This is a genomic window from Achromobacter spanius, from assembly GCF_002812705.1.
Lineage (GTDB): Bacteria > Pseudomonadota > Gammaproteobacteria > Burkholderiales > Burkholderiaceae_B > Achromobacter > Achromobacter spanius.
On sequence record NZ_CP025030.1, the window covers coordinates 6,013,461 to 6,033,052 of the forward strand.

Here is a 19,592-nt window from a genome sequence, read left to right on the forward strand (position 1 = left end):
CCTCCAAACAAAAGACGGCCCGAAATGAACTGACCCCCAGAAGTTGGAGAGTCAGAAGCTAAGGGCCGAAGGCCTGAGTTCGGTACTGAACCGGACTCAGGCCTTTTAGCTTGAGCTTGATGCGTTCGTAATTGTAGTAACGGATGTACAGACGTATGCCGGCCTGCAACTGTTCGATGGTCTCGAAGCGGTTCGGGTAGAAGAACTCGGCCTTTAATGTGCCGAAGAAGCTTTCCATGGCGGCATTGTCCAGGCAGTTTCCCTTGCGTGACATGCTCTGTGTTATTGATCGAGTGGCCAGCATGTGCCGGTATTGAGGCTGCTGGTAGTGCCACCCCTGGTCAGAGTGCAGCATCGGGTGGTCGGCGGGTTTGAGCCGCATGAGCGCCTTTTTCAGCATAGCGCCAACTAGCTGGAACATGGGCCGCAGACTGGTCTGGTAAGCCACGATTTCGCCGTTGTAGAGGTCCATGACGGGCGACAGGTACAGCTTCTGGCCACGCACATTGAATTCCGTCACATCGGTGACCCATTTCTGGTTCGGCCTGTCGGCATCGAACTGGCGCGCTAACAGATTAGGCGCCACACGGCCCTCCTGGCCCCGATAGGAGCGATATTTCTTCGGTCGTACCACGGACCTCAGTCCTAGCACTTGCATCAGTTTTTGTACCGTCTTGTGGTTCACATGCTGCCCGGCTTGGCACAGCGCGGCCGTGATGCGCCGGTAGCCATAGCGTCCCTGGTGGTACACGTAGGTCTTGCCGATGCTGGCCTTGAGGGTGGCATGCCGATCAGCGACCTGGGCCATCTTCACTTGGTAGTAGTAAGTGCTCGATGCCAGACCTGCCACTTGGAGCAAGGCTGACAGCGGATGTTGTTGCCTTAATCCAGTCACGACTTGCGCTTTTTCTGCGCAGCCGCACGCTTTTCCTGGATCAAGGCATCGAGTTTTTTTAAGTACGCGACCTCGGCGCGCAGCAGGATCAACTCCTTGTTCTGCCGAGCAATGATCTGCTTGTCGTCCAGTTCAGCGACCGAGGAGGTAGGCTTGGGTGGCTTGTTGCTCATGGTCATGCGGGGCCCCTTTCGACGGGAACGCAGTGCGTCGATACCCCCTGCATCATACTGGCGTGCCCACTTACCGATGTGCGCCGCGCTGCGAATGTCGAACACCACCGCTGTCTTGGCCTGTGACCAGTGCTTCTGCCACATCCGCTTGAGCACCTTCAGCTTGAAGGCCTGGTCATAGCTTGCGCCCTTGCGGCGCAAGCCCGAGACACCGTGCTCGCGATAGCCGTTCACCCACCGCTCAACGGTTGCGTGCCTAAGGCCGTGAACCGCTGCCACAGCTTTGAAACCCAGTGAGCCTGACAGGTAGTCCTTGACCACCTTGACCTTAAAACGCTCGTCGTACTTCGCCATGTAAAAACCCCCGAAGGTTGGATATATCTCCAACTTTCGGGGGTCAGTTCAGAAACGGCCGTCTTTTGTTTGCGTGATGGGGTTGCAAGCCGGGTTTGTCAGCCAGGCTGCAAGCCGTTGCGCAACAGGTGATAAAGATTGCGCAGCATGCCTGCGGTGGCGCCCCAAATGAAGTGCTTGCCGTAGGGCATGCCGTAATAATTGCGCACCCGACCGTCTTCCAGGCGGGCTTCATACAGCCGATGGTTGGCCGGGTCCATCAGAAAGGACAGCGGCACTTCGAACACTTCGGCCACCTCGAAGGCGTCGGGCGCCAGTTCAAAGCCCGGACGCACCAGCGAGACCACCGGAATGATCGAAAAACCGGTCGCCGTCAGATAAGGCGGCATGCTGCCCAACACTTCAACATGGTCGGCGGGCAAGCCCGTTTCCTCTTGTGCTTCGCGCAAGGCGGCGGCAACCGGCGTTGAATCACTGGTCTCGATGCGGCCACCCGGAAAGCTGATCTGCCCGGCATGGTCATGCAGGTGCGCCGCGCGCTGGGTCAGCATGATGTGCACGCCGTTGTCGCGGGTGACCAGCGGGATCAGCACGGCGGCAGGCACTGGCGTGCCTTCGCGCCCGGGATAGCGCAGGTCGTTGTCGCGAGAAAGCTCCAGCGTCCAGGTGGACGGCTGGGTCAGCGTGCCCCGCAAGCGATGCGGAGTCAGCAGGCTTGCGGGCACGGCCGGCAAGGACTCGTTGGCCACCACCCACGGTTGCGTCGCCGGATCGAAGCCGGGACGCGCGAGCGGCCGTCGGGGCCGCGCGGAATACGAGGAATCAGACATACGGCTTTGTTAAAAGAAAAAGGCACCCTCGCAGGTGCCTTTTTAACCCGGAAACCTGTGCCGGACGGAAACGCTGAATGGCGCGAACGTCCGACACTGGAAGGGCCGTGTGCCGATAAGCGATCAAGCCGCCGAGGCTTGCTTGCTGACCAGCTTTTCCTTGATACGTGCCGACTTGCCCGAGCGGTTGCGCAGGTAGTACAGCTTGGCGCGGCGCACGTCGCCGCGGCGCTTGACTTCGATGCCGGCGATTTGCGGCGAGTACAGCTGGAACGTACGTTCCACGGCTTCACCCGACGAAATCTTGCGCACGGTGAACGCGGAGTTCAGGCCGCGATTGCGCTTGGCGATAACAACGCCTTCGAAGGCCTGCACGCGCTTGCGGGTGCCTTCAACGACGTTCACGCTCACGATGACGGTGTCACCAGGAGCAAATTCAGGCTTGGCTTGGCCGCCGGTCAGACGGGCAATTTCTTCCTGTTCCAGGATAGCGATAAGGTTCATGAGAACTCCTAGATCATCATGTCTTTGCGGGCTAAAAATTTTTGCCGTGCGATTTTTACCGATGTTGTTACTCGTGCCGCAAGCAGAGGATGAGATTTGGCAAACCAATGATTCTACACCAAAAGTTCTGTCAGCCGTCGAGTAGAATGGCGCCCTTCCCGTGGCTTGCTGTACCCTTGCCACTTCTGTAACAAACACGTCATCTGACGCTGTTCCCTCATGTCGTATACGTCCCTGATATTGGTCGTCCTGGCGGCGATGGCCCACGCTACGTGGAACCTGCTTGCCAAGCGCGCGGCCATGGTGGGCGCGCCTTTCGTGTTTGCCTACGGGCTATGCGCATCGGTGCTCTATGCCCCATGGGTGATCTGGGTGCTGATACACGACGGCATGAGCTGGACCTGGCCCGTCGTGGGCGCCATCCTGACATCCAGCCTGTTGCATCTGGGCTACAGCCTGTGCCTGCAACGCGGCTATCAGGTGGCTGACCTGTCCGTGGTGTACCCCATTGCACGGGGTACCGGCCCACTACTGTCCACGACCGGGGCCTTCCTGCTGCTGGGCGAACCCGCCACCAGCACCGGCATTATCGGCATGCTGTGCGTGGTCATCGGGGTGCTGCTGATCGCCACCCAGGGCCGGCTGACCATCTTCAAGCAGGCGCAGGCCTGGGTTGGCGTGCGCTGGGGCGTGGTGATCGGCCTGTTCATTGCCGCCTACACCGTGGTGGATGCCTATGGCGTGAAGGTGCTGCTGATCAGCCCCGTGCTGTTCGACTGGTTTACCTGCGTTACCCGAACCGCGATGATGACGCCTCACATGCTGGGCCGGCGCGCTCAAGCCTGGGAATCCATGCGCGGGCACTGGCATCTGGCCTTGGCCGTGGGCCTGCTGTCTCCGCTGGGATACATCCTGGTGCTGTACGCCTTGCGCAACGGCGCGCCCTTGAGCCTGGTGGCGCCTGCCCGGGAAATGTCGATGATGCTTGGGACCCTGGCCGGCATGTTCCTGCTGCGCGAAAAGGTGGGCCCGGGCCGTTTGGCCGGCTGCCTTGCCATTCTGGTGGGTGTGGTCCTGCTGGGTTCCAGCTGATTGCGCTTCGGCGAGGATCGGCGCAGTTGCAAGGGCGGGCGCCGACGGCTCAGAAGCCGGCGGCCGCACCCAGCCACATCAGGCCGGGGATGATTGCGCCCCACGCCAGCACCATCACCACATCCAACACCATCGCCTTCATGGTCACTTGGGAAGTCACCGGCTCTACCGTGGCATTGCCCAGGCTGCGCTCGCGCTCAGCGGTCGGAGCCGCGGGGCCCGCTGCTGGCGCAGCCACGGGACGAATGACAGGTACCAGCACGGATGCGGGCGATGACACGGGCACCGACATGGGAACCGACATGGGAACCGACACCGCCTGCCCCGCTAGCGAGCCCTCTTCAACCGGCGCGGGCGGAAACGGCCAGCGAGCCGGCGCGGTGCCCGACCGGCTGCGGTCGCGTCGTTCGCCCCCAGCCGATGCGGTCGTCCACGGCATGGCCAGACCCGTCAGCTTGGCGCAAACGGCACGGGCGCGATGAGCCCCGCGGCGCAGTGGGTTCAGCGAGACGACAAGCTCGTCGGACAAAACGGAAAAATCAGCGGTGTTCATAAGAACTCCTTGAAGAAATGATTCCACGCCGCCGCAGCGGCCGACACGGCGACGAGCCGCGATCAATCGAACAGCGACAACTGGCCAGCCGCCAACGCGCGCAATTGGCGCTCGCCGCGCCCATAGGCGCCGCTGACGGCGGGCAACCCGCCAGAATGGGGGACCCCTGAAGACGCTTGCGCGCCAACCGGGGATAGGAAATCGGAAGAAGAGGTGGCGCCTGAAGACTTGGCACTCAAAGAGGTGGCCCCGGAAGACGCCCCGCCCGAGCCGGCCGCAAGGCCCGCCGCGAACAGCGATGGCGTGCCGCCTGCCATCACCGGGGGCTGGAAGCGATCGCAATCCAGCGCCAGACGGTGGCGGTTCAGCCCCAGCTTGCGGGTGGCAACGGCAAAGCGCTGACGCAGCAAGTCTGCCCAGATGCCTGTACCGCGCATCCGCGAACCGAAGTTCGGGTCATTACGGCGGCCATTGCGCAGGTCTTCTATGCGATGCAACACGCGCTGGGCGCGGTCGGGGTAATGGGCGTTGAGCCAGTCTTCGAACAGGGTCTTGACCTCCCAGGGCAGGCGCAAGACGGTGTAGCTGGCGTAATGCGCGCCTGCCGCCTTGGACTCCTGGAGGATGTGTTCCATGGATTCGTCGTTGATGAACGGAATGACCGGCGCCACCAGCACGCCCACCGGCACGCCGGCATCCGTCAGGCTGCGCACGGCTTCCAGCCGCCGCCAGGGCGCCGCGGCGCGCGGTTCCAGCGTGCGGGCCATGCCGGCGTCCAGCGTGGTGATGCTGATGTAGACCACCACCAGATTCTGTTCCGCCAACGCCGCCAGCAGGTCCAGGTCACGCGCCACCAGCGCGTTTTTGGTCACGATGGTTACGGGGTGGCGGGTTTCCAGCATCAGTTCCAGCATGCCGCGCGTCAGGCGCCAGTCGCGTTCGATGGGCTGGTAGGCATCGGTGGCCGAGCCGATATTGATGGGCGACGGCTTGTAGCCGGGGCGCGCGAGTTCGGCGCGCAAGGCCTCTACGGCGTTGGCCTTGGCCACCAGGCGGGTTTCAAAGTCCAGCCCGGGCGACATGCCCAGGTAGGAATGCGTGGGGCGCGCGTAGCAATACACGCAACCGTGCTCGCAACCCCGGTAAGGGTTGACCGCAACGTCGAAGGGAATATCGGGCGAATCATTGCGCGACAGCATCTTGCGGGCTTCTTCCGCGGTAACTGTCGTCTTGGGAGCGGGCGGCTCAAGGCGCGTATCAGGCAGGATCGGGATGACCGTCGCGCCGCGCAAAGAGCCAGAGCCGGCAGCGCAGGAATGGTCGGGCGTGCTTTCGGAAGCGTCGTCGGAGAAATTATCAGGGACGGATTCGACGAAATCCGCCGGCAGACCGGAACCGGACCAACCGTCATCGACCTGCACACGGTCATCGCGCTGAAAGCGATGCCGAACATTAGTAACCGCACCCCGACCGCGCAAGGCGGCGGGGGCGGCAGCCGGGGACCCAGAACCGGCGAGAAAAGAATGATCGGTGCGTGCCATAAAAACTACTGTACAAAAACACAGTGGTTTTGACAAGCACCAAAAGCCTTTTCGTAAGACGGCCCCACTTTACCGCAAGACGCCAAGCGCGTCTGAACAAATCGATTTCATCAGGCGATATCGCCTGGAAACCCGCACCAGTATTACGTTTGGAAGAAATACAACATCCAAAAAAGGGCTGGAAATCCGTTGTTTTCCAGCCCAATCGTGGCCTAGCGCAACATGCCCGCCGCCGCGGTCTGATGCGTGGTTTCGTCGATCAAAATAAAGGCCCCCGTGGCCGGAACATCGGCATAGCGATCCACTGCCAAGGCCTCGCGCGTGGTGAAGGTCACGCGACCAATGTCGTTCATCTGCAAGGTGCCTTCGGTGTTCTCGACTTCCTGCAATTCGTGGATGTCGCGATGCGACAGCACCGCGCGAATCTTCGCCGACGTCAGTCGCGTGCCCGACTTCAACAGATACTTGCGTGCCGGATTCAAGGCTTGCGCATCCAGCCAGCAGAGCTCGGCTTCGAACTCGCGCGTCACTTGCGCGGGCGCGGCCGTGTGCACGATCACGTCGCCGCGCGACACGTCCACGTCACGGTCCAACACCAGCGTGACGGAATCGCCGGCCACCGCCTCATCCAACACGCGGTCAAACACGCGTACCTCGCGCACCACCGCGTTCACGCCCGACGGTTGCACCGTGACCGCATCGCCGGCGCGCAGCACGCCGCTGGCCACGCGCCCCGCGTAGCCGCGAAAGTCGTCCTTCTGATCGCCACCGTGCCGCGCCACCCATTGCACCGGAAAACGCAGCGGCAACGCGCGCCCGTCGCTGGCCAGGTCCAACGATTCCAGCAACGCCAGCAAGGGCTGGCCTTCGTACCACGGCGTCTTGGGCGACAGCGTCACCACGTTGTCGCCATTGAGCGCCGACAGCGGCAGCACATCGAAATGCGCAATGCCCAGTTTGGTCGCCAAGTCCGCATACGCCTCGCGGATGCGGTCGAACACGGCGCGGTCCCAATCCACCAGATCCATCTTGTTCACCGCCACCACAATGTGGCGGATGCCCAGCAGCCGCGCGATCGTGCTGTGCCGCTTGGTCTGCGGCAGCAGCTTGCCGTCGACCGCGCGCGTGGCGTCGATGAGTATCACCGCCACATCCGCCGTCGATGCGCCCGTCACCATATTGCGGGTGTACTGCTCGTGGCCCGGCGCGTCAGCGATGATGAACTTGCGCGCGGGCGTGGAGAAATAGCGGTAGGCAACGTCGATGGTGATGCCCTGCTCACGCTCGGCTTCCAGGCCGTCGGTCAGCAACGAGAAATCGATACCATCACCCGCGACCCGCTTGTGCTTGGCGCGCGAGATGGCATCCAACTGGTCGGCGAACACGCCCTTGCTGTCGTAGAGCAAACGGCCGATCAAGGTGGACTTGCCGTCATCGACGGAACCCGCCGTGATCAAGCGCAGCACGCCCGTGCCGGCGCCGGAAAGAAAAGAATCGTTCAGTGCATTCATGTGCGTCCCCTGCCGCCGGCCGCAGCCGGCGTTGTGCATTCAGAAATAGCCTTCCTTCTTGCGGCGCTCCATCGAGGCCTCGGAAGTCTGGTCGTCCATGCGCGTGGCGCCGCGCTCGGTGATGTCGGTGACCGCCGTCTCGGCGATGATGGCGTAGGTGTCGGCGGCGTCGGAGGCCACCGGGCAGGTGCACGAGATATCTCCCACCGTGCGAAAACGCACCGGCAAGCGCTCGACCTGTTCGCCTTCCTGCGGCGGTGTCAGGCGGGTGACGGGCACCAGCAAGCCCTTCCTGCGCACCACTTCGCGCTCATGGCTGTAGTAGATGGACGGCAGCGCCAATTGCTCGCGCTGGATGTATTGCCAGACGTCCAGCTCGGTCCAGTTCGAGATCGGGAACACGCGCATGTTCTCGCCGCGATGCACGCGGGTGTTGAACAGGTTCCACAGTTCGGGGCGCTGGGCCTTGGGATCCCATTGGCCGAATTCGTCGCGGAAGGAAAAGATGCGTTCCTTGGCACGCGCCTTTTCTTCGTCGCGCCGCGCGCCGCCGATGCAGGCGTCAAAGCCGAATTCCTCGATCGCTTCCAGCAGCGTCACCGCCTGGGCCGCGTTGCGCGAATCCGTTTCGCGGCGCAACACCACGCTGCCGCGCTTGATCGAATCTTCCACGCTGCGCACGATCAGGGTCTCGCCCAGTTCCGCGGCGCGCTGGTCGCGAAAGGCGATGACTTCACCGAAGTTGTGGCCGGTATCGATATGCATGAGCGGGAACGGGAAGCGCCCCGGACGGAATGCCTTTTCAGCCAGGCGCAGCAGCACCACCGAATCTTTACCGCCCGAGAACAGCAGCACGGGCTTTTCGCTTTCGGCGGCCACCTCGCGCATGATGAAAATGGCTTCGGATTCCAGCCAATCCAGGTGGCTGCGTTGGATCACAGCGGACATAGGTTATTCCCCTAAAACAGATTGTGAATTCATGGATGGCGTCACTCGCCGCGCGCCACGATGCCGATGACGCGGTTACCCGCATGCAGGCCGCATTCCTTGGAGTCCGACGACTCCCACCACCAACGCCCCGCGCGCACGTCCTCGCCCGGCCGGATGGCGCGCGTACAGGGCTCGCACCCGATGGACGGGTAGCCCTGGTCGTGCAAGGGGTTGTAGGGCACGCCCAGCGCGCGGATCACGGCCCAGACCTCGTCCTCGCTCCACTCGGCCAGCGGGTTGAACTTGTAGAGGCCGAACACCGGGTCCTGCTCTTCCAGCGGTAATTCGCCACGGGTGGTGGATTGCTGGCGGCGCTGCCCGGTAATCCAGGCGCCGCGTCCGGCCAGCGCGCGCTTGAGCGGCTCGACCTTGCGGATCTGGCAACAGGCTTTGCGCAGGTCGACGCTTTCATAGAACGCATACGCGCCATGCGCCGCAACGTGTTGGTCCACCGCCGCCGCATCCGGCCGGTACACCGTGACATCGCGCCCATAGCGCGCGCGCACGGCGTCCAGCACGCCCAGCGTTTCGGCATGCAGGCGGCCGGTGTTTAACGTGAACACTTCCAGGTCCAGGCCCGAGTCGTAGATGGCGTGCGTCAGCAGCATGTCTTCGGCCGCCAGCGACGAGGCCAGCGCGGCGTCGGGATAGCGCCGCTGGACGTCGGCCAAGCGCTCGGTCAAGGTGTTCCAGCGTTCGGCCAGCGCCGCGTCCAGGTGGGAAGAAAGATCGGCAATAGTCGTCATGCTTGCACCGCAAAAATCTGGGCGCGCCGGGGACGCGCCAACAAGGTATCGCCATCGCGCAGATCCATCTGCCGGTACAGATGCTCGGGCACTTCCGCTTCGATGATGGCGTCGGAATCCTGGCGTGCCAGTTCCAGATAGGCGCTGGGGCCGGCAAGATAAGCGTGCGACAGACGCACGGCAATGCCCTCGCCGCCCGCGCGATAGCGCTCGATCTCGAACTCATGCGGACGCACGTACGCGGTGGCGCGCCACGCCTCGGCTTGCGCCAGGTCGGGCGCGGGCAAGGACAGCCCGGCCCCTTCCCAGATACCGCGCGCGGCCACGCCTTGCAGTTGGTTCACATCGCCCAGGAAGCCGTACACGAACGGCGTCGCCGGTGCTTCCCAGACCTCGCGCGGCGTGCCCACCTGCTCAATGCGGCCCGCGTTCATCAGCACCACGCGGTCGGCGACTTCAAGCGCTTCTTCCTGGTCATGCGTCACGAACACGCTAGCCACGTTCAGCTCGTCATGCAGGCGCCGCAGCCAGCGGCGCAGTTCCTTGCGCACCTTGGCGTCCAGCGCGCCGAAGGGTTCGTCCAACAGCAGCACGCGCGGCTCCACGGCCAGCGCGCGCGCCAGGGCGATGCGCTGGCGCTGCCCGCCCGACAACTGCGCGGGATAGCGGTCCGCCAGCCAGTCCAGTTGCACCAATGTCAGCAGGTCATGCACCTTGCGCTGGATCTGGTCTTCGGAAGGACGCTGCGACCGATGCTTCACGCGCAGCCCAAAGGCCACGTTTTCGAACACCGTCATATGCTTGAACAGGGCGTAGTGCTGGAACACGAAACCCACCTGACGCCGGCGCACGTCAACGTCAGTCGCGTCTTCGCCCGCGAACAGCACGCTGCCGGTGTCGGGTGCTTCCAGGCCCGCGATGATGCGCAGCAGCGTCGTCTTGCCACAGCCCGAGGGGCCCAACAACGCCACCAGCTCGCCGGTTTCAATATGCAGCGACACATCATTCAGCGCGCGGAACTGCCCGAACCGCTTGGATAAATTGCGAACTTCAATACTCATGCTTGTCTCCGTCTGAGCCGCCGCGCGTTACGCCACGGCCGGCTTGAGGGTTGCCGTCGCCGGCCCGGGATACTCGACCGGCAGGTCGGCGGCCCGCAGAAACCGGGCGTTTCGCCACTCGACCACGTTCTTCGCCACCAGCGTCACCAGCGCCAGCAAGGCCAGCAAGGACGCCACGGCGAATGCCGCGGAATACTGGTATTCGTTGTAGAGAATCTCGACATGCAGGGTCATCGTGTTGGTCAGCCCACGAACCTGCCCCGACACCACCGACACCGCGCCGAACTCACCCATGGCGCGCGCATTGCACAGGATGGCGCCGTACAGCAGGCCCCACTTGATGTTGGGCAGCGTCACCCGCCAGAAGATCTGCCAGCCGCTGGCGCCCAGCGTCAGCGCGGCCTGCTCTTCTTCGCTGCCTTGCGCCTGCATCAACGGAATCAGCTCGCGCGCAACAAAGGGAAAGGTCACGAACAGGGTCGCAAGAACGATGCCGGGCACGGCATAGACGATCTTCCAATCGTGGTCCTGCAACCAACCGCCCATCCAACCTTGGGTGCCGAACAGCAGGATGAAGACCAGCCCGGCCACCACGGGTGAAACCGAAAACGGCAGGTCGATCAGCGTGATCAGGAACTGCTTGCCGCGAAACTGAAACTTGGTGATGGCCCACGCGGCGGCCACGCCGAACACCAGGTTCACCGGCAGCGCAATCGCGGCCACCAACAAGGTCAGCCGGATGGCTGATAGCGCATCGGGTTCGACGATGGCGGCCAGGTAAAGCTGCCAGCCCTTCTTGAACGCCTCGGCAAACACCGCCGCCAGCGGCACCAGCAGGAACAAGGTCAAGAACGACAGCGCGATGAACAACAGGATGCCGCGCACCCAGCGCGGCTCGGTCAAATGGGCAGGACGATCCGCTGCGCTCATGCCAGCCTCCCGAGGTTGCGGCGGGCTTGCCAGCCTTGCAGCAGGTTGATGATCAGCAGCATCACAAAGGACAGCACCAGCATCACGGTCGCGATGGCGGCAGCACCCGCGTAGTCGAACTGTTCCAGCTTGGAAATAATCAATAGCGGCGTGATCTCGGACACCATCGGCATGTTGCCGGCAATGAACACCACCGACCCGTACTCACCGATCGCCCGCGCGAACGCCAGCGCAAAGCCCGTCAGCAAGGCCGGCAGGATGGTCGGCAACAGCACGCGGCGGATGGTCTGCCAGCGGTTGGCGCCCAGGCTGGCGGCGGCCTCTTCGATCTCGCGTTCCACGTCTTCCAGCACGGGTTGCACGGTACGCACCACGAAGGGCACGCCGATGAAGATCAGCGCAATCACGATGCCCACCGGCGTGAACGCCACCTTCCATCCAAACCACTCTGACAGCGGCCCGCCCAGCCAGCCCTTTTGCGAATACAGCGCGGTCAGCGCGATGCCCGCCACCGCCGTCGGCAACGCAAAGGGCAGATCCACCAGCGCGTCCAGAATCTTCTTGCCGGGAAAGCGGTAGCGCACCAGCACCCACGCCACGACCGAGCCGAACACCAGGTTCACCAGCGCGGCCAGCAACGACGCGCCAAAGGTCAATTGATATGAGGCCATCACCCGGGGCGCCGTCACGGTATCCCAAAAGCCCTGCCATCCCAGTTCGGCGCTTTTGATGGGCAGCGCGGCCAGGGGGATGAGCACGAGCACGCTCAGGTACAGCACCGCGTACCCCATGGAAATACCGAATCCGGGCAGCACGCCCGGGCTGTTGCGCCGTCCGGCAAACAGCGCTTGCGCGCCATTGGCCGTCGGGTTGGAGGCTGTCGTCATGGCCGTCGTTCCAGAACCTTGTCGTTATTTCTTCTGCGGCAGATAGATCTGGTCGAAGGTGCCGCCATCGCTGAAATGGTCCTTCTGCGCCTTGCGCCAGCCGCCGAAGATCTTGTCGTCGATGGTGACGAGCTTGACCTTGGGAAACTTGCTTTCGTACTTGGCGGCAACCGTCTTGTCGATGGGCCGGTAGTAATTCTTGGCGATGATCTCTTGCGCGGCCGGGGTGTACAGGAATTCCAGATAGGCCTGGGCAGCGGCCCGCGTGCCCTTCTTGTCCACGATCTTGTCGACCACGGCCACCGGCGGTTCAGCCAGGATGGACAGCGACGGCACCACGATGTCGAACTTGTCCGGACCCAGTTCTTCAAGCGCCAGGAAGGCTTCGTTTTCCCAGGCCAGCAGCACGTCGCCCACACCGCGTTCCACGAAGGTGGTGGTGGCCCCGCGTGCGCCGGTGTCCAGCACCGGTACGTGCTTGAGCAGATCACCAACGTAGGCGCGCGCCTTGTCTTCGCTGCCGCCATTCTTTTCCAGCGCGTACGCCCACGCGGCCAGGTAGTTCCACCGCGCGCCGCCCGAGGTCTTCGGGTTGGGGGTGATGACCTGCACGCCGTCCTTGATCAGGTCGTCCCAGTCCTTGATGCCTTTGGGGTTGCCCTTGCGCACCAGGAACACGATGGTCGAGGTATAGGGCGAGCTGTTCTGCGGCAGGCGCGACTGCCAGTTCTCGGGGATCAAGCCGCGGTCGGCGATGGCGTCAATGTCATAAGCCAGCGCCAGCGTCACCACATCGGCTTCCAGCCCGTCGATGACCGAACGCGCCTGGCGGCCCGAACCGCCGTGCGACTGGCGGATGGTCAGGTCCACATTGGCCTTGTCCTTGTACTGCTTGATGAAGGCGTCATCGATGGCGCGATAGAGCTCGCGCGTGGGGTCGTAAGACACGTTCAACAACGTTTGCTTTTGCTGTGCCTGAGCCGGCGCCATGGCCGTCAGAGAAACCGCCGCCACCGCCAGCGCGGCCAACCAATTCGCTTTCCCGAACGCCATATGTCCTGCTCCCTGTGTTTGGCAATATGGAAGCAAGTGTGCGTGTTGGGCATCCTGAACGGAACGAATCATTATTTGATTGCTCATCGCTCGCAGGCATATAGGACCGCCGTCCCAACCAAGAAAAAACCGCCGCGTTTCCCTATGGGAAAGGCGGCGGTTCGGGCGGCGGAAAACCGCCTGCGGAGCGCGGGGGCTACCCCCCGGAATCCGAATTTACTTATTCGGTTGCGGCGTAACGCGCAGGTACGGACGCACGGCCTTGTAGCCTTTGGGGAACTTCTCTTTGATGACGGCTTCGTCTTGCAGGGACGGGACGATGATCACGTCGTCGCCATCTTCCCAGTTGACCGGCGTGGCCACGCTGTGGCTGTCGGTCAGTTGCAGCGAATCAATGACGCGCAGGATCTCGTTGAAGTTGCGACCCGTGCTGGCCGGGTACGTGATGATCAGGCGCACCTTCTTGTTCGGGTCCACGATGAACACGGAACGCACCGTCAGGGTGGCGTTGGCGTTCGGGTGGATCATGTCGTAGAGCTCGGAGACTTTACGGTCCTTGTCGGCCAGGATGGGGAAGTTGACCTGGGTGGACTGCGTGTCGTTGATGTCTTCGATCCACTTGGAATGGGAATCCGTGCCGTCAACCGACAGCGCCAGCACCTTCACGTTGCGCTTGGCGAATTCATCGGCAAGCTTGGCCGTGTAGCCCAGTTCTGTGGTGCACACCGGCGTGAAGTCGGCCGGATGCGAAAAGAGCACCCCCCAGCTATTGCCCAGATACTCGTGAAAGCGGATGGGACCGGCCGAGGAATCCTGTTCAAAATCAGGGGCGGTGTCGCCCAGACGTAGATGACTCATGGTGTCTCCTGTATGCGGATTGAGTGGGGAGGGATCTGGCCGCCCACCTTCGACGGGCAGCTCAGAATGGCGCTTGAATGTTCAGCTTAGCGCGTCAGAAACGATTCTTCCATCAAACCTTTGACCGACGAAATACGCAAGCCATATAACCTTATGCAATATTCGCGTCCGCCCCGCAGGCGTCCGCCACCACCCCGGCACGCACCGCGGCGGACAAGGCCAGCGCGCGCGGCAGGATGTGCGCGGCGTAGAACAATCCTGTCGCGATCTTCGACTTGTGGAACGGGTCCGTCGACCCCGCCGCCAGATGCCGGCGACACGCCAGCACCGCGCGCGCCATCTGCCATCCACCGTGCACCACGCCGGCCAGCATCAGGTACGGCACGCTGCTGGAAAACACCGCGCGCACGTTCGCGGCCGACTGCTCAAGAATGAAGCCCACGCCCGCCTCGTAGGCCTGGATGGCGCCATCCAGGTTGTCGCGCAAGAGGCGCAGCGCGTCGCGTTCGGGCGCGGCGGCGCGTCCCGACTCGGCCTCGACCGCGCGCAATGTCTCGCGCATGGCGGCAATGGCCGCGTAGGCGGTGGCGCCGCCATCGCGTTGCGTCTTGCGGCCGACCAGATCGTTGGCCTGGATGGCGGTGGTGCCCTCGTAAATGGGCAGGATGCGCGCATCCCGGTAAAACTGCGCCGCGCCGGTTTCCTCGATAAAGCCCATGCCGCCATGCACCTGGATACCCAGCGACGCCACCTCCACCGCGGTCTCAGTCGAGTAGCCCTTCACAATGGGCACCATGTACTCATAGAACGCGCGGTTGCGCGAACGCTGTTCGGGGTCGGGGTGATGCGTGCCCTTGTCATGCGCCGCGGCCGTCACGTACGACACGGCTCGGGCCGCTTCCGTCAACGCCTTCATGGTCAGCAGCATGCGTTGCACATCGGGATGGCGCACGATGGCCACCGGTGCGGCGGACCCTTCCACCGCGCGCCCCTGCACCCGCTCGCGCGCATACGCCAGCGCATGCTGGTACGCCCGTTCAGACACGCCGATGCCCTGCTGGCCCACCGAAAAGCGCGCGGCGTTCATCATGATGAACATGTACTCAAGGCCGCGGTTCAGTTCGCCGACCTGGTATCCCACCGCGCCCTCGCCCACTTCACCCTTGCCCGAGCCATACAGCAACACCGCCGTCGGGCTGCCATGGATGCCCAGCTTGTGTTCCAGCGACGCGCACCAGACGTCGTTGCGCTTGCCCAGGCTGCCGTCCGCTTCGACCAGGAACTTGGGCACGATGAACAGCGAAATGCCCTTCACACCCGCCGGCGCGTCCGGCGTGCGGGCCAGCACCAAATGGATGATGTTTTCCGCCAGGTCGTGCTCACCGAAGGTGATGAAGATCTTTTGTCCGAACAGGCGGAAGCTGCCGTCATCCTGGCGCACGGCGCGCGTGGCGACCTGGGCCAGATCGGAACCCGCTTGCGGCTCGGTCAGGTTCATGGTGCCCGTCCACTTGCCCGCGATCAGGTTGGGCACGTATTCCTTGCGCTGCGCGTCAGAGCCCACGGTCAACACCGCTTCGATGACCCCGTCGGTCAGCATCGGGCACAAGGAAAACGCCAGGCTGGCGGCCTGGATGTTCTCGGCCGGCGCGGCCGCAACCAGCTTGGGCAAGCCCTGCCCGCCCCAGGCTTGCGGGTGCTGCAAGCCTTGCCAGCCGCCCGCGGCGTAGTCCTTGAAGCCTTGGGCATAGCCAGGGGTAGTGGTGACCTGCCCATCGTTCCAGACGGGCGGATGCGTGTCGCCGGGCACGTTCAACGGCGCCACCGCCTGCTCCACGAAGCGGCCGTTTTCTTCCAGGATGGCGTCAACCAAGTCCGGCGTTACGTCGTCAAAGCCGGGCAATTTAAGGATGTCGTCCAGGCCGGCCAGTTCTTTCAGCGTGAAGCGGAAATCCTGTAGCGGGGTTACATAGGGCATGGTGTCTCCGGGTGCAAAACGACAGCGAGGCGCCTGGCGCCTCGCGTCTACTGCGTTTTTTGAATTCGCGTCTTAACTCAGATGGTACGCCAAGGACACAATGATCGGCCCCAGCACCGGCAACAGCACGTTGGCGATGGCATAGGTCACCGTGTAGCCCAAGAGCGGCACGGAGCTGCCGCTGGCATTCAAGATGGCGCTGATGGCGGGCGTGCTGACGTGCTGGCCCGCAATGGCCCCTACCAGCAAGGGGCCTTCGATCTTCAGAATCTTGTGGCCCACCCACAGCGACAGGCAGGCGGGTCCCAGTGACACCAGCAAGCCGATCAACGGCAGCACGGCGCCATGCTCACGAATGAGCGACAAGGCCTCGGGCCCCGCCGACAAGCCCACGCAGGCCACGAATACCGCCAGCCCAAGGTCTTTCAGCAGTTGCACGGCATGATCCGGCATATGGCCAATCGACGGGCGCTTGGCGTTGATCCATCCGCAGACCAGCCCGCTGACCAGCGCCCCGCCACCACTGCCCAGCGACACCGGAATGCCCCACAGGCGCGCGCTCAGGCTGCCGATCATCAGGCCGGCAAGAATGCCGAAGGCCAGGAACACCAGGTCGGTAATACCGCTGCGGCGCAGCTCATTGCCCAGCGCGGCGCCGGCTTCCGACAGCTCGGGCTCGGTACCCACCAGCGTCACCAGGTCGCCATATTGCACAACGGTGGCCGGCGTCAGCGGCAACAAGTGGCCCGACCGCATGATCGATTGCACGAAGACGCCCCGCGCGCGCTGGGCCCCCGGCCGTTTGGCCAGCTCACCCATCGTGGTCCCGTTGATCGCCTTTTTGTTGACGATCACGGCCAGCTCGCTCATCTGGAGATCTTCCGCATGCGCCTCGGGCAGCAGGATTTCAGGCCCGACGACCGTGCCCGCCCGCAGCGCGAAGCGGCGCAAGCCCAGCACCACCACCACGTCGCCGGTGACCAGGGTGTCTTCGGGTGTGGCGTTTACGGCTTCGCCATTGCGCAAGATGCGGCTGATCACCGTGCGCCCGCCCAACTGCGCCTCGACATCGCCCACCTTCATGCCGTCCGCATCCTTGACGACATGCGCGCGCCCCACCAGGCGCGGCAAGGTAGGCAGGTTCACGTCCTCGTCATCGCCCGAGGCTACGCCCAGCTTGGCTTCCAAGGCCTTGGACGCCTCGCGCAAGTTGATGCGCAGCAGCGCGGGCGCCACCTGGCTGGTGAAGAACACGATGCTGATCAGGCCCACCAGATAGGTCAGCGTGTAGGCCGTGGCGATGTTGGCCTCCATGCGCTGAACCTCGGCATCGGGCAAGCCCAGGTGCTTGAGCGCCTCGGCGGCCGTGCCCACCACCGCCGATTCAGTCGCCGCCCCCGCTGCCAGGCCCGCCGCCGTGCCGGCGTCCAGGCCAAACAGCGGCACGGCCGCCAGCACGATGCTCAGCACCAGCAGCGCCTCGATGATCGGCAAGGCGATGTAGCGCAGGCTGGAGCGGTTCAGGTTGGCGAAGAATTGCGGGCCGCCCGAATAGCCCATGGCAAAAATGAACAGCGCGAAAGCAACCTCTTTCAGGTCGCCGCGCATCTGGCAACCCGTCTGGCCGATCAGCAGGGCGACGATAAGCGTGCCGCACACGCCGCCCAACTGAATCGGCCCGACCTTCAACTTGCCGATCAGGTATCCCAAGCCCACTGTGACAAACAACACCGCAATGGGGACGCTGTTGAAAAACCCGACTGAGCAAGTCATGAGATCAGGTCGCCTGTGGTGGTTGCCTACTTGCGGGTCGTGGCCTTCTTGGCGGATTTGGCGGCGGTATCGGCCTGCTTCACCGCTTTCTTCACCGCCGTCTTGGCCACCTTCTTCGCGGCCTTCTTGGCCACGCGCTTGGCGGCGCCGGCCTTCAGGGTCTGCCCCTTGCCGGCGGTCGGACCCGAACGCACCAGCTCGGATGCCTTCCATGCCTCGACGTACTCCGTCGCGGACTCGACCATGTACTTGCCGATCTTGGCGTAGTCCGCGTCGTCCAGATTGGCCAGCGAGATTCGGATCGACCACGGCGGCCCACCGAACCCACCGCCGTCCATCAGGACCACGCCGGTTTTTTCAGCCAAGCGGAACAGGAAGTCCACCGGCTCGTAGTTCGAGGTCATGTACTTGCAAAAGGCGTCGCCATACATGACCTTGGCCCACACCATGAAGTCCAATTCCACGTAATACCAGGCGCGCGCGGGGTCTTCCGGCGGCAGCGGTATGCCCAGCCCACTCCACAGCGCGTCGCGGCGGGCCCGCACGATTTCCATGGTCAGATGCTTGTAGGAGTCCTTCAGATCCAGCAGGTGCGACAGCGCGAAGAACCCCATTTGCACTTGTTGCGGCAGCGACAGGCCGGCCGTGTGGTTCAGCGCCACGTTGCGGCTGTCGGCCACCATGCGGTCAATGAACTTCAGTTTTTCGGGCTCCATCGTCATGGCGCCGTAGCGCTTGTTCAGCCGCTGCTTCCAGGCCGCGGGCAGCTCGGCAATACGCCGGTCCATGGTGTTCTTCTCGTGCGTGGCGATCACGCCCAGACGCCAACCCGTGCAGCCGAAGTTCTTCGAGAAGGAATACACGCAGATGGTGTTGTGCGGCACCTCTGCCATCAGCGAGCGGAAGTTCGGCACAAAGGTGCCGTACACGTCGTCGGTCACCAGCACCAGGTCCGGATTCTTGCGGATCAAGCGCACGATCTGCTTCATCTCGACCGCGTTGAACGCCACCGATGGCGGGTTGCTCGGGTTCACCGTCACGGCAAGCTTGATCTTCGGATTTTCCAGCTTGGCGATTTCAGAGGCTGGGTAGTGCCAGTCATGCGTGCCGTCGGCGCGCACGCTGCTGGCGTTGATGGCGACAATCTTGAACTGGAAGCGCTCAAGGTGCGCAATCTCGATATAGGGCGTGAACGTCGGCAGGAACAGCGCGATGGTGTCGCCCTGCTTCAACAAGCCGTTCTGCATCAGCGAGTCAAAGATGTAGCACATGGCGGCGGTGCCGCCTTCGACCGGGAACAGGTCGAACTTGCCCTTCGGGGGGCGACCGTCGCACATTTCCTTGATCAGGTAGTCATGCACGATCTGTTCGATGTGCACCAGCGCGCGCGGCGGCACGGGATAGTTGTCGCCGATGATGCTGTCGGTGAGCTCGTGGATCCACTCGTCGGGGTCAAAGCTCTTGATCTTCACGCCGTACTCAAGCACGCCCATCAGGAAGTCGTAGCCGTCCTCGCCCTTGTGCTTGGACAGGAATTTACGCAGGCGGTCGGCGCAGCCCTTCTTGGCCGGCATGCCCGCCAAGATGGCGTCATCGCGCACGCGGCGCGCTTCCTTCATGGCGAATTGGCCCATCAGGAAAAATGCGTCGCGCGGTTCGGTGGCAATCCAATTCGGATTGCCACGTCCGGCGTTCAACATGGTCAAGGCAGCCGTGTGCTGGTTTTCCTTGGCCAGCGTAATCAGATAATCCTTCAATTCAAACGGAGACAACTGTTCCAGGTCGCGTTGGCGCGAACGGGTCGTTTTCAAAGCCGAGGCCAAACTGACAGTAAGAGGCGAGGTGGTAGCCATTATTCAGTAC

Annotated in this window: 17 protein-coding genes; 1 reads left to right on the forward strand and 16 read right to left on the reverse strand. The window is 63.2% G+C overall.

From position 1 onward, the window contains the following. Positions 1–58: 58 nt before the first annotated feature. From CVS48_RS27340 to rplS, 3 genes are all read right to left on the reverse strand, one after another. Positions 59–1,422, reverse strand: a protein-coding gene (locus tag CVS48_RS27340; RefSeq protein WP_100853427.1) for an IS3 family transposase whose coding sequence is annotated in 2 segments (ribosomal slippage) — positions 59–948 and positions 948–1,422 — 1,365 coding nt in all. Because the reading frame shifts where the segments join, the coding sequence is not laid out codon by codon here. Between the two features lie 98 nt (positions 1,423–1,520). Continuing rightward, positions 1,521–2,252, reverse strand: coding sequence for a CoA pyrophosphatase (locus CVS48_RS27345; RefSeq protein ID WP_100857171.1), 732 nt, complete (start codon positions 2,250–2,252; stop codon positions 1,521–1,523). A 123-nt stretch (positions 2,253–2,375) separates the two neighbouring features. After that, positions 2,376–2,756 (reverse strand): 50S ribosomal protein L19, encoded by a 381-nt coding sequence (gene rplS, locus CVS48_RS27350; protein ID WP_006218237.1) that lies wholly within the window; start codon positions 2,754–2,756, stop codon positions 2,376–2,378. 219 nt (positions 2,757–2,975) lie between these two features. Between rplS and CVS48_RS27355 the strand changes: the two genes are divergently transcribed. Next, positions 2,976–3,848 (forward strand): DMT family transporter, encoded by an 873-nt coding sequence (locus tag CVS48_RS27355; RefSeq protein ID WP_100857172.1) that lies wholly within the window; start codon positions 2,976–2,978, stop codon positions 3,846–3,848. Positions 3,849–3,897: 49 nt separating this feature from the next. Here the strand turns inward: CVS48_RS27355 and CVS48_RS27360 are convergent, their stop codons facing one another. The 13 genes from CVS48_RS27360 to CVS48_RS27420 all read right to left on the reverse strand — a co-directional run bounded on the left by CVS48_RS27360 (position 3,898) and on the right by CVS48_RS27420 (position 19,582). Next, the gene (locus CVS48_RS27360; protein ID WP_100857173.1) at positions 3,898–4,401 is read right to left on the reverse strand and encodes a hypothetical protein; all 504 of its coding nucleotides are present in this window, start codon (positions 4,399–4,401) and stop codon (positions 3,898–3,900) included. A gap of 62 nt (positions 4,402–4,463) precedes the next feature. Further along, positions 4,464–5,942: a PA0069 family radical SAM protein gene (locus tag CVS48_RS27365; RefSeq protein WP_100857174.1), complete on the reverse strand. Its 1,479-nt coding sequence runs from the start codon at positions 5,940–5,942 to the stop codon at positions 4,464–4,466. A gap of 212 nt (positions 5,943–6,154) precedes the next feature. Further along, complete coding sequence (locus CVS48_RS27370) at positions 6,155–7,453, reverse strand: sulfate adenylyltransferase subunit 1 (protein WP_100857885.1); 1,299 nt, start codon at positions 7,451–7,453, stop codon at positions 6,155–6,157. A 39-nt stretch (positions 7,454–7,492) separates the two neighbouring features. Next, positions 7,493–8,401, reverse strand: coding sequence for a sulfate adenylyltransferase subunit CysD (gene cysD, locus CVS48_RS27375; RefSeq protein WP_100857175.1), 909 nt, complete (start codon positions 8,399–8,401; stop codon positions 7,493–7,495). Positions 8,402–8,442: 41 nt separating this feature from the next. Beyond that, entirely contained in the window at positions 8,443–9,189 is a 747-nt protein-coding gene (locus CVS48_RS27380) for a phosphoadenylyl-sulfate reductase (protein ID WP_100857176.1), read from the reverse strand. Then, the gene (locus tag CVS48_RS27385) at positions 9,186–10,250 is read right to left on the reverse strand and encodes a sulfate/molybdate ABC transporter ATP-binding protein (protein WP_100857177.1); all 1,065 of its coding nucleotides are present in this window, start codon (positions 10,248–10,250) and stop codon (positions 9,186–9,188) included. The genes CVS48_RS27380 and CVS48_RS27385 overlap by 4 nt, the downstream gene beginning before the upstream one ends. 27 nt (positions 10,251–10,277) lie before the next feature. Beyond that, positions 10,278–11,180 (reverse strand): sulfate ABC transporter permease subunit CysW, encoded by a 903-nt coding sequence (gene cysW, locus CVS48_RS27390; RefSeq protein WP_100857178.1) that lies wholly within the window; start codon positions 11,178–11,180, stop codon positions 10,278–10,280. Beyond that, a complete protein-coding gene (cysT, locus tag CVS48_RS27395) occupies positions 11,177–12,067 on the reverse strand; it encodes a sulfate ABC transporter permease subunit CysT (protein WP_167401063.1) in 891 nt (296 codons plus the stop codon). The genes cysW and cysT overlap by 4 nt, the downstream gene beginning before the upstream one ends. Positions 12,068–12,091: 24 nt before the next feature. Further along, the gene (locus tag CVS48_RS27400; protein ID WP_100857179.1) at positions 12,092–13,120 is read right to left on the reverse strand and encodes a sulfate ABC transporter substrate-binding protein; all 1,029 of its coding nucleotides are present in this window, start codon (positions 13,118–13,120) and stop codon (positions 12,092–12,094) included. 216 nt (positions 13,121–13,336) lie between these two features. Further along, positions 13,337–13,978 (reverse strand): peroxiredoxin, encoded by a 642-nt coding sequence (locus tag CVS48_RS27405; RefSeq protein WP_100857180.1) that lies wholly within the window; start codon positions 13,976–13,978, stop codon positions 13,337–13,339. A 151-nt stretch (positions 13,979–14,129) separates the two neighbouring features. Continuing rightward, positions 14,130–15,956, reverse strand: coding sequence for an acyl-CoA dehydrogenase (locus tag CVS48_RS27410; protein WP_100857181.1), 1,827 nt, complete (start codon positions 15,954–15,956; stop codon positions 14,130–14,132). Between the two features lie 72 nt (positions 15,957–16,028). Beyond that, the gene (gene aspT, locus CVS48_RS27415; RefSeq protein ID WP_100857182.1) at positions 16,029–17,729 is read right to left on the reverse strand and encodes an aspartate-alanine antiporter; all 1,701 of its coding nucleotides are present in this window, start codon (positions 17,727–17,729) and stop codon (positions 16,029–16,031) included. A 26-nt stretch (positions 17,730–17,755) separates the two neighbouring features. Continuing rightward, complete coding sequence (locus tag CVS48_RS27420; protein ID WP_100857183.1) at positions 17,756–19,582, reverse strand: bifunctional aspartate transaminase/aspartate 4-decarboxylase; 1,827 nt, start codon at positions 19,580–19,582, stop codon at positions 17,756–17,758. Between the last annotated feature and the right edge of the window lie 10 nt (positions 19,583–19,592).